Annotated in this window: 12 protein-coding genes; all 12 read right to left on the reverse strand. The window is 49.3% G+C overall.

What is annotated here, in order from left to right; translation table 11 throughout:
• Positions 1 to 19: 19 nt before the first annotated feature.
• Entirely contained in the window at positions 20 to 1,132 is a 1,113-nt protein-coding gene (rseP, locus tag WC592_06220) for an RIP metalloprotease RseP (protein ID MFA4982044.1), read from the reverse strand.
• Positions 1,093 to 2,244: a 1-deoxy-D-xylulose-5-phosphate reductoisomerase gene (locus tag WC592_06225; GenBank protein MFA4982045.1), complete on the reverse strand. Its 1,152-nt coding sequence runs from the start codon at positions 2,242 to 2,244 to the stop codon at positions 1,093 to 1,095. Before WC592_06225 ends, rseP begins: the two co-directional genes overlap by 40 nt.
• Positions 2,241 to 3,062 (reverse strand): phosphatidate cytidylyltransferase, encoded by an 822-nt coding sequence (locus WC592_06230; GenBank protein ID MFA4982046.1) that lies wholly within the window; start codon positions 3,060 to 3,062, stop codon positions 2,241 to 2,243. Before WC592_06230 ends, WC592_06225 begins: the two co-directional genes overlap by 4 nt.
• The gene (locus WC592_06235) at positions 3,055 to 3,762 is read right to left on the reverse strand and encodes an isoprenyl transferase (protein MFA4982047.1); all 708 of its coding nucleotides are present in this window, start codon (positions 3,760 to 3,762) and stop codon (positions 3,055 to 3,057) included. The genes WC592_06230 and WC592_06235 overlap by 8 nt, the downstream gene beginning before the upstream one ends.
• Positions 3,763 to 3,919: 157 nt before the next feature.
• Positions 3,920 to 4,597 carry an OmpA family protein gene (locus WC592_06240; GenBank protein MFA4982048.1) on the reverse strand — a complete coding sequence of 226 codons (678 nt, stop codon included), beginning with the start codon at positions 4,595 to 4,597 and terminating at the stop codon, positions 3,920 to 3,922.
• Positions 4,598 to 4,681: 84 nt separating this feature from the next.
• A complete protein-coding gene (locus tag WC592_06245) occupies positions 4,682 to 5,956 on the reverse strand; it encodes an adenylosuccinate synthase (GenBank protein ID MFA4982049.1) in 1,275 nt (424 codons plus the stop codon).
• Between the two features lie 6 nt (positions 5,957 to 5,962).
• Positions 5,963 to 6,538 carry a hypothetical protein gene (locus tag WC592_06250; GenBank protein MFA4982050.1) on the reverse strand — a complete coding sequence of 192 codons (576 nt, stop codon included), beginning with the start codon at positions 6,536 to 6,538 and terminating at the stop codon, positions 5,963 to 5,965.
• A gap of 22 nt (positions 6,539 to 6,560) precedes the next feature.
• The gene (locus WC592_06255) at positions 6,561 to 7,799 is read right to left on the reverse strand and encodes a homocitrate synthase (GenBank protein MFA4982051.1); all 1,239 of its coding nucleotides are present in this window, start codon (positions 7,797 to 7,799) and stop codon (positions 6,561 to 6,563) included.
• Between the two features lie 87 nt (positions 7,800 to 7,886).
• Positions 7,887 to 9,473 (reverse strand): phosphoglycerate dehydrogenase, encoded by a 1,587-nt coding sequence (gene serA / locus WC592_06260; GenBank protein MFA4982052.1) that lies wholly within the window; start codon positions 9,471 to 9,473, stop codon positions 7,887 to 7,889.
• 14 nt (positions 9,474 to 9,487) lie between these two features.
• Positions 9,488 to 10,615: an alanine--glyoxylate aminotransferase family protein gene (locus WC592_06265; GenBank protein MFA4982053.1), complete on the reverse strand. Its 1,128-nt coding sequence runs from the start codon at positions 10,613 to 10,615 to the stop codon at positions 9,488 to 9,490.
• Positions 10,616 to 10,742: 127 nt separating this feature from the next.
• Positions 10,743 to 11,339 (reverse strand): ATP-dependent Clp endopeptidase proteolytic subunit ClpP, encoded by a 597-nt coding sequence (gene clpP / locus WC592_06270; protein MFA4982054.1) that lies wholly within the window; start codon positions 11,337 to 11,339, stop codon positions 10,743 to 10,745.
• Between the two features lie 38 nt (positions 11,340 to 11,377).
• Positions 11,378 to 12,652 (reverse strand): trigger factor, encoded by a 1,275-nt coding sequence (tig, locus tag WC592_06275; GenBank protein MFA4982055.1) that lies wholly within the window; start codon positions 12,650 to 12,652, stop codon positions 11,378 to 11,380.
• Positions 12,653 to 12,702 lie beyond the last annotated feature (50 nt).

Here is a 12,702-nt window from a genome sequence, read left to right on the forward strand (position 1 = left end):
ACCTTGACCCATGCTTGACCTACTTCTTAAAAATCCCCATTACTTTGGTCCCGATACCGAACTTTACAATATCGTTATAAAATATGAATATAGTAAGCAATATGAGACAGCTTATGCCTATATTCGTTATTATCTCCTGCGTCTTAATAGATAGAGGCCGGCCTCTCAGTTTCTCCAGCGCCAGAAATATGATATGCCCCCCGTCGAGAACCGGAAAAGGCAATAAGTTAAAGATGGCAAGCGAAGCGCTCAATATTCCCATAAGGTGAAATATATAAATAAACCCCATCCTGGCAGCCTGACCGGTCACCACGAATATTCCTATCGGACCGGTCATCGATTCTTTCACAGAGATCCGTCCTATAAGGATCGACCATAGGGCCTTATATGTCATGACAGTCAGGTTTATCAGTTTCTTCCACCCCATATTCAGTGAATCGAGAAAACCGTACTTAACTTTCTCTATCTTCTGAGAAGGGGATATCCCTATAAGGGCAACCTTGACCTCTTTGCCGAAAATATCCTTCGTCTTGCGGACTACAGGCGTAATATCTTCTTCAAATGTCTCCCCTTTTCTCTCTATTAGAATACGCATTGACCCTTCCGTATGTTTATATATGGCCTCTGTCATGTCTTCCCAGTATTTGACGTTCTTCCCATCGATGGACACTATCTTATCCCCTACGGCTAAACCGAATTTTTCGGCGGGATAATCTTTTAAAAGGCCTCCGATCTCCGTCGTCATGGTCGGGCTGCCGAACATGAATATGACGGCAAATACGATGAAAGCGAGCAGGTAATTGGTGAGCGGCCCGGCCAGTATTATCTGCGCGCGGTCCCAGACCCTCCTGGAAAGAAATTCCCACTTCTCACGTTTAAGCGCTTCATGCGGCTCATCGCCGGCCATCTTGATATATCCGCCAAGCGGTATGGCTGACAGCACGTATTCCGTCTCGCCTCTTTTTATCGACCATAACTTCGGGCCGAAACCGAAAGAAAATACCTCAACTCTTACACCAAGGCGCTTGGCCGCGGCAAAATGTCCAAGTTCATGCACAAGCACAAGAACGCTCAATACGATAATAAAATATACTAATGACAGCACAGTGACCTCGCTTCCTCTCTGGCCCACCTGTCCGCTTCAAGGACATCGTATATGGAGGGCTCACGATCTATGTTTTTATGGCGCGACAGGACTTTCTCTATGTTTTTCGGTATATCCGAGAACCGGATCTTTTTACCGAGGTACGCGCCTACCAATTCCTCATCGGCTGCGCATAGGGCCGCAGGCGCAGACCCCCCGTCCCTAGCGGCCTGCCGCGCGATCGACAAGCACGGGAATTTTTTGACATCGGGCTGGCGGAAAGTTAGTGCCGCGATCCTGGAAAAATCGACGTTCCTCGCCAGGCTCTTCAGCCTGTTCGGATACGTAAGCGCGTATTGTATCGGAGAGCGCATATCAGGCGCCCCCATCTGAGCCAGGATCGCGCCGTCTGTCAGCTCCACCATGGAATGGATGATAGCTTCCGGGTGTATCAATACCTCTATCTCCTTTTCATTGATATCGAACAGGTGTTTAGCCTCTATTATCTCCAGCCCTTTGTTCATCATGGTCGCCGAATCGACCGATATCTTCTTACCCATTTTCCACCTCGGGTGGCGAAGAATAAATTCTCTCGGCAATTTATCGAACTTTTTTACCGGCACATCCAGGAGAGGCCCGCCGCTTCCGGTAAGATATATTTTCGCCAGGAACCTCTCCCTGCCTTCAATACATTGGAATATCGCGCTGTGTTCGCTGTCAATAGGCACGATCCTGACATTATGTCTCCTGGCTTCGCTCTTGATTATCGAGCCGGCGCAGACAAGCGACTCTTTGTTCGCGAGGGCTATCCTCTTCCTGTGTCTGATCGCTTCGATAAGTGGTATCAGGCACACTGCACCGCTAAGCGCGAAGAGCACTACGTCCACATCGCTCCTGGACGCGATCTCTGCCAGACCGTCCATCCCGCAGACGATCCTCGTCCCGGAGGGTACGGTCCTCTTCAGCTTTTTAGCAAGCTTGTCGTCTCGTATAGCTATGACCTTGGGGAGGAAGGCGCGGGATTGTTTTGAGAGGAGCTCTGCGTTGGAATCCGCGGAGAGAGCGACTACTTCGAACCTGTCTTTCAGGCTCGATACTACCTCCAGGGCGTTCACTCCGATAGATCCTGTAGAACCGAGTATGGCTATTTTTTCCATCATTTAAGAAGTATCACTACGTAGAAATAAAATATCGGCGTCGTAAACAAAAGGCTGTCTATCAGGTCGAGAACTCCCCCAAACCCGGAAAGGTTAGCGCCTGAATCTTTCACCGCGCAATCTCTCTTGATTAGAGACTCCGCAAGATCGCCGACTTGAGCCAGAATGCCGAGAATGGCGCCCAGTACCAAAAGATGCGCGAAATGAATTTGCGGCAGGTATGGTTTGCTCGCAAACGCGCTCAATATGCTGCAGGCGAGCCCTCCCAAAGTCCCCTCAACCGTCTTGTTCGGGCTTATCCGCGGTATAAGACTGTGCTTGCCGAAAAAGTTTCCGAAAAAGTAGGCCCCGATGTCGCCCATCTTTGTGACTATTATAAGGAAAGCGACGAGACGCGTGCCGCCGGGCAGGAACTTCAGCTTTATGAAAAAGGAGAAGAACCACGCTATATATAAAAGCCCGAACAGAGTAACTGCGATGCTTGCAAGGGCCTGAGAGCTGTCCCGCCTTATGAACTGAAGAACGAAGATGAAGAGGCATGCTATGACTATAAAAAAAGGCTCAAGCGTAAAGTAGCCCTCGCTGCCCATCTGAAAATATATTATAGCCGGAACAAGCATTCCGACGATAATGCCGAAATATTTATATACGAATATGCCCTTCTTTTCTACTATGTTGAAATACTCAAATAGGCCCACCCCTATCATCGCGGACGCCAGGAGAGAGAATGCCCAGTTTGGGAAACAGAATGTCACAAGCGCCGCCAAGGTTACGATCAAAGCGCTTGTGCCTATACGCCTTGAGAGACTGTAGCTATCCACCGTACCTCCTCTCCCTGTTCTGATATTCCATAACGGCTTTTTTCAGATCGGCCTTCCTGAAATCGGGCCAGAGCTTCTGTGTTATATAAATTTCCGAATACGATATCTGCCACAGCAGGAAATTTGATATTCTGTATTCCCCCGATGTCCTAATCAGAAGGTCCGGATCGGGAAGGCCTTTGGTATAGAGCGCTCCGGAGAACATCTTCTCGTCTATTTGCTCGACGGGAACGGAACCACTTTTCACCTCAAGCGCGACAGCCCGGACTGCATCCAATATCTCCGCCCTGGATCCGTAATTTAACGCGAGATTGAGTATCATGCCGGAATTGTTTTGCGTTGAAGAGATCACGCGCCTTATCCGGTCTTGCGTAGGAGCGGGAAGCTCGTCTATATGTCCAATGACGGATAGCCTGATATTGTTCTTATTGAGAGCGGCCTCTTCTTTATCGAGATATCTGTCGAGCAATTTAAAGAGCGCGCTTACCTCGCCGGGCGGCCTCTTCCAGTTCTCCGTCGAGAAGGTATAGAGCGTAAGCACCTTTATCCCCGATTCACGAGCGGCCGTGGTTATCTCATCGACGGATTTAGCCCCTGCGCGGTGGCCCGCTATCCGCGGAAGGCCGCGCGCCTTTGCCCAACGGCCGTTGCCGTCCATTATGATCGCTACGTGTTGAGGGATGTTCTTGAACTCATTCATCGATTCTCTTTATCCGCCTTCGCCATGTATGCAGCAAGAAAGCTTGGCTTCGGCGGATTGTTTAAATATCAACTATTAGAATCCGATATCTAAACAACAATGGGGGATATTTACATCCCCCACGTTGAGCTTCCGTCTATTATCTTATGCTTGATACCTATTTTACGGTCTCCTGACCTATCTTTGATTCCTCGGCCTGTTTTGCCTCCTCAGATATCCTGCCCTGCGTCTCCTCATAAGACTTCTTGGTAATATCTTTAGGCAATATTATGATCTCGACCCTGCGGTTCCTGGCCTTGCCCGCCTTTGTCTCATTCGACTCTATGGGCCTGAATTCGCCGTACCCTATAGCCGACAGCCGCTTAGGTTGTATTCCGCAGTTGTCTATGAGGTAATGCAATACGCTCGTTGCCCGCGCGGCGGAAAGCTCCCAGTTCGATTTCCAACCGGAATGCTTGATCGGCACATTATCCGTATGTCCTTCAACGCCGATATCCCTGTTCGGAACGCTTTCTTGCAGGACGCCGGCGATCTTGTTCAATACGGGATGGGCGCTCTTTTTCAGCTTCGCCTTACCAGAATCGAACAGGACATCGTTAGTCATAGTTATAATGAGTCCTCTCGACGTCTTCTCCAGGAGTACCTGATTGCCACTTATCTCTCCCGCGAGCTTATCCTCAAGCAAACGCTTGGCCTGCTCCAACTCTTCGATCTGTCCGGTCAATTGCCTTATCTTTTTCTCCTGCTCCGGCTTTCCTTTGTAAAAATTCATTGCGCAGCCGCTAATCGTAACGGCAAAGATCGCTGTCAAGAACAATAGACCTAATTTCTTCATAGCTCACTCCCTCCATTTATGTTATACGAAAAATATTATCACCCGGCTGTTTCAAAGTCAAGGATATTCCAGAACGCCCGGCCATTATGCCTTCTTTGTGAATGTCTGTTTCCTGTCAGAACCTACCGATATCAGCACTATCTGCGTTTTCAATATCTCCTGGATCCTCTTCAGGTAGTTCTTAGCATTCTTCGGGAGTCCTGCGTAAGACGTTATGCCTGTAGTATCCTCTTTCCATCCGGGAAGCTCCTCATAAACGACTTCGCAGCCGCCGAGCGCGTTAATATCGTAAAGAAAATCCTTATATGTCTTACCTTTATATCTATAAGCAGTGCCGATCTTCAGCGTATCGAGGTCGTCCAGGACGTCGAGTTTCGTCACTACGATCTCATCTATGCCGTTCACCATTACGGAGTGTTTCACAACAAGGCTGTCGAACCAGCCGCAACGCCTGGGCCTGCCTGTAGTCGCTCCGAATTCCTTCCCCTTCTTCCTTATCCTGCCCATCAGGCCCTCCGAAAACTCTGTCGGGAACGGGCCTTCTCCGACCCTCGTCGTATACGCCTTGACTATGCCTATGACCTTATCTATCTTAGTAGGGCCCACTCCTGTGCCGGTAGACGCGCCTCCCGCGGTCGAGTTCGAGGATGTAACGAACGGATATGTCCCGTGGTCGACATCGAGGAGAGTGCCCTGCGCGCCTTCGAATAATATGCTCTTATTCTTCCTGATCGCGCTATTCAACAACAAGGTCGTATTGCAGACGTATCCCCTGATACGATCGGCGTAATCGAGGTACTCTTTATACAGGGAGTCGAAAGCAAATCCTTCTGCGCCGTATATCTTAGTAAGGATAGCGTTCTTCTCTTCAAGTATCCCTTCCAGCTTCTCCTTAAAAGCTTCTTTTTCCAGAAGATCCATTATCCTTATGCCGCTTCGTGCGACCTTGTCGGCATAACACGGCCCTATCCCTTTCTTCGTAGTGCCTATATTCTTTTTTTTCTGCTCTTTCAGTTCATCTAGCCTCTTATGGTATGGGAATATCACATGGGCGTCTTCGCTGATGAACAACCTCCCATCGGTGGCGATGCCTTTGCCCTTCAGCATCTCCATCTCTTCCAGCAGCGCCTTGGGGTCGATCACCACTCCGTTGCCGATTACGCATATTTTCTTCTTGTGCAATATCCCCGACGGCACGAGATGGAGTATGAATTCCTCGCCGCCTATTACAACAGTATGGCCGGCGTTATTTCCGCCCTGGTACCTTACGATGAAATCTACCTTGGGGGCATATATATCAATGACCTTGCCTTTGCCTTCGTCGCCCCACTGCGCTCCAAGTATCACTATATTAGGCATACCTCATCATCTCCTTGGGATCGAAGGCGGCTGCGGCGGCGTTTTCGGGACCTGAGGAACGCTTGCCGGCGCAGACGGCGTTTTAGGGACTTGAAGAATGACCGGCGGGCGCGATTGACCGGCGCGAGCGGCCTGTACCTGGGCATTTATGACAGCCTGCTGATGAGCGGCCATAACAGCCTGCTGGCTGGCCCTCGCAGCTTCGAGCTGCCTGTTCAATACCTCCGCTCTCAACCTTCCGACTTCATTGTTAATACGGTTAAAGAACTTAAGCAATGTCTCTTTATCCGACATCTCAAGCTTCTTGCCGCTTAATTGGTATGATATATTGTCCTGCTTATCCTTTATCGCTTTTATTTCCGGGATGTAGTCTAGGACTTCGGGATCGTTCTCGAGGGTAAATTTTATCTGTTCGATGAGCTCTTCTTTTGTCAGCTGGCTGACAGGTTTCCTGGCTGGTGCGTCTTTTTTTGATATCTTGGCCGCGGCGGGCTTGGCCGTCGTATTCTTTTCTTCCGGATAAGCCGTCGAAGAAAAATAGAGCAGGCAGGCCCCTACCATCAGCATCTTGATTATTTTCATAATATCTTCTTTTTTTGAGGAACTAGGGCGCCATCGTAAATATCTGGCGGGCTATCTCCGGATATTTGGCTATGAACCGTAATTCGTCTTCTATAAGCGGCCGCTGAGTATGCACGTTGGCATATCTGACCAGCTCCAGTATCTTCGTAGCCTCTTTTTCGTCATTAAATTTCACTTCGAGCTTATCATAAACGTTCCTGAACCCTTTTATACCGCTGTATTCGCCCGCCGTGATCTGTCTTCCCGTATCTATTATCTCGGGCTCCCCCCTGCCCAACTCCTCAAAATCGTAGAGCTCGTAATTTCTCCTGTCCTTCAGGGCTCCGTCCGCGTGTATCCCGGACTCATGAGCAAAGGCATTAGCCCCTACTCCGGGCTGATTGATAGGTATGGGAACGCCGAATGCGTAGGAGGCGTATTTGGCTATCTTCCATGCATGAGATAATTTGATACGCTCATCGAGTATGTACCTGCCGCTGAAGCCGCTGGAATATTTAATTGCCAGGATAACGCTCACCAGATCCGCGTTGCCGGCCCTTTCCCCCATACCGTTGACCGTAGTGTTTATATAAGCGTCCACGCCGGCATCGATCGCTGCTTTTGCCCCGGCGACAGAACAGGCCACGACCATCCCGAGGTCGTTATGACAATGCAGCTCTATGGGCAGCTTGACCTCTTCCGCCAAAACCTTTATCCTCTCATAGATCGTGAAAGGATCGTCATATCCAAGCGTATCGCAATACCGTATCCTGTTGGCTCCCGCCTTCTTGGCCGCGCGCGCGAACTTGATAAGATAATCTATACGCGTCCTCGACGCGTCTTCAGCGTTAACGCCGATCAACTCTATGCCGAGCCTGCGCGCCGCGTGGAGGGCTTCGACCATCTCCTTTATCACGTCTTCTTTTGTGTATTTGCCCTGGAACTTCCCGTTTATCATCTGGTCCGATGTGGATATCGAAAGATTGAGATTTTTCACCTTGGTCATCTTGCAGGCCTTCTCCACGTCATCCTTAATAGCCCTTATCCAACCGCTCAATTTTATCGGCTTCAATGCGCCGCTTCTCACAAGCTCCAGGTTTGCGTTCAGGTAATTGGTCTCGTGCCTTGTAACGGGGAAACCGAACTCAGATTGCGAGACTCCCATTTCGTTTAAATAGATATTGATCATCGTCTTCTGCAGTTTAGCCAAACCAAGCCGCGAGGTCTGCACGCCGTCGCGGTTCGTCACATCGAGGATATATATCTTTTTTTGTTTTTTCATGATCGATTACCTTTCTAAGATAGTTGTAAGCTATAAGTAGTAAGTTGTAAACAAATTGTTTATAGCTTATAACTTAAAACTTACGACTTACAACTTAACCAGCTTGACTTCGTTGATATTCTTCGCCTTCCGCATCTCTTCCAGGACCTTCTTCGGGACATCGCTATCTATGTTGAGTATGCTGACGGCCCTGCCGCCTTTTTCGTCGCGGCCGAACGACATGCCGGCTATATTTACGCCGTTCTTACCTAATATGGTGCCGATCTGCCCTATTATGCCGGGGACGTCATTGTTACAGATCACCAGCATATATCCTTCAGGCACGGAATCGACGTAGAACTCGTTTATCTTGACTATCCTGGGATCGACCTTTGTAAATAATGTGCCTGTAAGCACGTTTGTCATCTTGTCGGTCTCTACCTCGACCTCTATCAGGTTCGCGAAATCCTGCACCTCGGCCGTCCTGGACTCTATGATATTTATGCCTCGCTCTTTTGCTATAACGAGAGCATTCACAAAATTTACGGTCTCCTGCAGTATAGGCGTGAGCATGCCCTTCATCAGGGATACCGTCAGGGGCGAAAGTTCGTATTTAAGTATATCGCCGACATACCTTATCTTCACTCTCTTGATGTGCCCCTCGGCAAGCTGCGACTGCATAGCGCCTATCTTTTCCGCCAATTTAAGGTAAGGGTCGATTATCTTGCATATCTCCGGATCTACACAAGGAACGTTCACTGCGTTGCGCACGCCGCGGCCTAGAAGGCAGTCGCGGACAGTATTCGCGATATCAATAGCCACATTTACCTGCGCCTCTTCCGTAGACGCGCCAAGGTGCGGCGTAAGAACTACCTTGTCAAATTTCAGCAGCTTCGAGCTCTTCGGAGGTTCTTCCTCATATACGTCTAGCGCGGCTCCCGCGATCTTCCCGGACTCTAGCGCTTTTATAAGGGCCTCTTCATCTATAATACCGCCTCTGGCGCAATTGATCACTCTTACGCCTTTCTTCATTACCGCGAATTCCCCGTCAGATATGATATGCTTCGTCTCTTCTGTAAGCGGTGTATGGACAGTTATATAATCCGCCTCTTTGCATAACGTCTCTACATCTACAAGTTCTATCCCGAGCTCCTTAGCCTTTTCGGCCGAAAGGAACGGATCATAAGCCAGGACCTTCATCTCGAAGCTGATGGCCCTTCTTGCTACTTCCGTACCTATCCTGCCAAGCCCTACTATTCCCAGGATCTTTCCATAAAGTTCCACACCCATAAATTTTTTACGTTCCCATTCGCCCTTCTTCATCGAGTGGTCGGCCTGCGGAATGTTGCGTGAAAGGGCAAGCATCATCGAAAAAGTATGCTCGGCTGTCGAGATGGTATTGCCGCCCGGTGTGTTAACTACGATCACGCCCTTCTTGGACGCGGCGTTGACGTCGACGTTATCGAGCCCCACACCCGCTCTTCCTATTATCTTAAGCCTGTCCGCAGCCTCTATAACGTCCTTCGTGACCTTAGTGGCGCTTCTGACCAGAAGCGCGTCATAATCTTTTATGACCTTCTTAAGGTCTTCCGGCGTCAGTTTAGTATTGACGTCGACCTTAAATTCCTTTTCTCTTTCCAGTATGTCCACCGCTTCCTTTGAAAGTGAATCGCTTATCAGAACCTTGAATGACATGATCTTCTCCTTGCTTAACCTAGTATCTTCTTAGCAGCTTCTAATCCGCTGCCTGTTTTAAATTTATATCCCAATTTCGCGAGGGCCTGTTCAAGCGCCTTAATGGATTCTATCGTATGCTCTTCGTCGATCCCGCCCATATGAGCGGCCCTGAATATCTTTCCCTTAAGCTGTTCCTGCCCGCCGGCGAAAGTGACCCCGAACTCGGTCTTCAGGAGCTTTATGATATCGTCCGCATTTATTCCCGCGGGCGCGTTAATACCTGTTACGGCCGACGACGGGGATTTCGAAAATATCTGCAAACCAAGCGCATTGGCGGCGGCCCGGAATGCTACGGCCATCTTTTGATGTTCAGCAATAACCTTGTCGACGCCTTTGGCGTTGATCTTCTCGACAGCCTTCTTCAGCCCTATAACGAGCGTAATAGCCGAAGTAAAGGGTGTATCAGTATCGATATATGCTTTCTTGTATTTTTTAAAATTGAAATAGAACTTAGGCAGCTTCGACGTCTCAACCGCTTTCCATGCCTTCTGGCTAACCGTACAGAACGCCAGGCCGGGCGGTATCATAAGCCCCTTTTGCGAACCGCATATCGCTATATCCACTCCCCAGGCGTCATTCTCAAAATTATCAGCGCCCAGTCCGCTTATAACGTCCACTATGAAGAGGGCGTCTGTCGCTTTCACGACCTCCCCGATCGCCTTGATGTCAAATACCGTTGCTGTCGACGTTTCGCAAAGCGTAGTATAAACCGCTTTCACAGACGGATTCTTCTTAAGCAGATCCTTTATGGCCTCCGGCTTAGGGCCGCTTCCCCATTCAACATCAACGGGTATTACCTCTACGCCATAAGCCTTTGCTATGTCGCCGAACCTCTCGCCGAATTTTCCGCCCCTTACCACTATTATCTTATCGCCTGCCGAAAGGACATTGACGATAGACGCCTCCATGGCGCCTGTGCCGCTTGAAGTGAAGGTGAACAGGTCCCCGGAAGTCCTGAATAACTTTTTTAAGCCTTCGGTGGCGTCCTTAAATATGCCCTGATACTCTTTAGTCCTATGGTGTATTATAGGTTTCGCCATTTCGTTTCTTATGTCTTCAGGAACCGGCGTGGGTCCCGGGGTCATCAGGTATTTTTTCATGCGCTATCTCCGTATTTTAAAGTTACGTAACGTTACGTAAGGTTAGTGAATGTTGCATAATGTTACAAAAGTACTGCAACCTTACGGAACCTTAATTAACCTTCTCTAACATTACGTAACTTCTGATTTATTTCTTCTTAGAAATATTGGCAATTACCTCGTCGACTAATCCGTATGTCTTTGCCTCGTCCGAAGACAGGAAGTAATCCCTGTCCGTATCCTTCTTTATCTTATCTATCGGCTGCTTTGTATGTTTAGCCAGTATCTCTTCGATCCGCGCGCGCAGCCTAAGTATTTCCTGCGCCTGTATGCTTATGTCGGTGGCCTGCCCCTGCACTCCTCCCCATGGCTGGTGTATCATTATCCTGGCGTGAGGGAGCGCAAAGCGCTTCCCGGGAGTACCGGCCGCAAGCAGCACGGCTCCCATACTCGCCGCCTGGCCTACGCAATATGTATTTACGTCAGGCTTAACGAACTGCATGGTATCGTATATCGCCAGGCCGCTCGTCACCGAACCGCCGGGCGTGTTTACGTAAACGTCAATATCCTTCTCCGGGTCTTCCATCTGCAGGAATAAAAGCTGCGCTATTATCAGATTGGAGACCATGTCATCTATAGCGGTCCCGATAAATATTATCCTATCCTTGAGAAGCCTAGAATATATATCGTATGCCCTCTCCGACCTGCCGGTCGTCTCTATTACCATCGGCACCAATACGCTCATACGAACCCCCCCGATTTGTTGTAATTTTACTTCTCTATTTACTTCTCTGTCACCTGCGCGTTTTTCACCAGGAACTGGATGGTCTTCCCTTCGCGCAGCTTCTCGATAAGGTTGTCAACAAGCCCTTCTTTTGCATAATATTCCTTAACCGCATCTTCGACCTTCCCGGTCTGGGCCGCTATAGATGCGTACGCTACCTTCAGGTCTTCTTCATTGACATCTATCTTTTCCGCGTTCGCTATATCGTCCAGTATGAAAAGAAGCCTCACCTGGCGTACTGCGTCATTTTTGAACTTATCCCTGAACTCGGAGTCTTTCTTATCGAGGTCTTCCTTCTTAAAGCCTTTTTCCAGCAGTCTCTCTTTCGCGTTATCCACCATGAAAGCAAGCTGCCTCTCGACATAACCCGCAGGGACCGGAAAGACGTTATCATCCGAAAGCCTGTTCAGCGCCTGATTTTCCATGTCGACCTCAGCGGTCATCTTCGCGCGCGACTCTAACTCTTTGCGGATCTCTTTCTTCAATTCCTCCAGGCTCTCTTTGCCGAGGTCTTTTGCGAACTCATCACTTAAGTCGGGCAATTGACGCTGTCTTATCTCTTTTGCCTCCACATGGTATATTGCCTTCTTACCGGCCGCTTTCTTATCCGGGTACTTCTCCGGCAGGGTAACCTCTATATCTTTCTCCTCGCCTTTCTTCATACCTAACATCTGTTCCGAAAGGCCGGGTATCATCGACTCCTTCTCCATGCACAGCCACAGGTTCTCCCGTTTCTTGTGTATCGGCTTGCCTTCTACCATGCAATCGAGGTCGCTCACCACGTAATCGCCCATCCGCACAGGTCTCTCTTCCGCCACCGTGTATTTAGCGTTCATCTCCCGAAGATTGTCCAGCGTCTTCCGGATATCCTCATCGCTGACCGCTACTTTCTTCTTCTCGACTTTAATGCCCTTATAATCTTTGAGCTTGAATTTCGGCCTGGTATCAACCCTGGCTTTAAAAGAGAGCAGCTTGCCTTCTTCAAATTCGACATCGCTTATCTCGGGCATCCCGACCGGGTCGATGCCGTGCTCTTTCAGGGCATTCCTGTAAGCGTCGGGTACGAGCCTCTTAAGGGCTTCCTCTTTAGCGTCCTTGGCATAATGCTTCTTAACCAGCTCAATCGGCGCCTTCCCCGCCCGGAAACCGGGTATGTTCGCCACTTTTGTCATTTCATTATAGATCTCATCGAACGCCTTGGAGATCGTCTCGCTCTTCAGCTCTATCTCAATTAATGTCGAGCAATCTCCCGCAGATTTTACTTTTGACTTCACCCCGCCCCTTCCTTCCTCCCCCCCTTTACCCTTCGGTTGGAAGGGCGGGG

The sequence above is a fragment of the Candidatus Omnitrophota bacterium genome, from assembly GCA_041648975.1.
In the GTDB taxonomy this organism is placed as follows: Bacteria; Omnitrophota; Gorgyraeia; order 2-01-FULL-45-10; family 2-01-FULL-45-10; genus JAQUSE01.

What these genes read in the sequence shown, in the direction of transcription:
- WC592_06250 (MFA4982050.1), bottom strand. Translation starts at nt 6,538, where the DNA reads ATGAAAATAATCAAGATGCTGATGGTAGGGGCCTGCCTGCTCTATTTT.
- WC592_06265 (MFA4982053.1), bottom strand. Translation starts at nt 10,615, where the DNA reads ATGAAAAAATACCTGATGACCCCGGGACCCACGCCGGTTCCTGAAGAC.
- serA (MFA4982052.1), bottom strand. Translation starts at nt 9,473, where the DNA reads ATGTCATTCAAGGTTCTGATAAGCGATTCACTTTCAAAGGAAGCGGTG.
- WC592_06225 (MFA4982045.1), bottom strand. Translation starts at nt 2,244, where the DNA reads ATGATGGAAAAAATAGCCATACTCGGTTCTACAGGATCTATCGGAGTG.
- WC592_06255 (MFA4982051.1), bottom strand. Translation starts at nt 7,799, where the DNA reads ATGAAAAAACAAAAAAAGATATATATCCTCGATGTGACGAACCGCGAC.
- clpP (MFA4982054.1), bottom strand. Translation starts at nt 11,339, where the DNA reads ATGAGCGTATTGGTGCCGATGGTAATAGAGACGACCGGCAGGTCGGAG.
- WC592_06235 (MFA4982047.1), bottom strand. Translation starts at nt 3,762, where the DNA reads ATGAATGAGTTCAAGAACATCCCTCAACACGTAGCGATCATAATGGAC.
- WC592_06245 (MFA4982049.1), bottom strand. Translation starts at nt 5,956, where the DNA reads ATGCCTAATATAGTGATACTTGGAGCGCAGTGGGGCGACGAAGGCAAA.
- WC592_06240 (MFA4982048.1), bottom strand. Translation starts at nt 4,597, where the DNA reads ATGAAGAAATTAGGTCTATTGTTCTTGACAGCGATCTTTGCCGTTACG.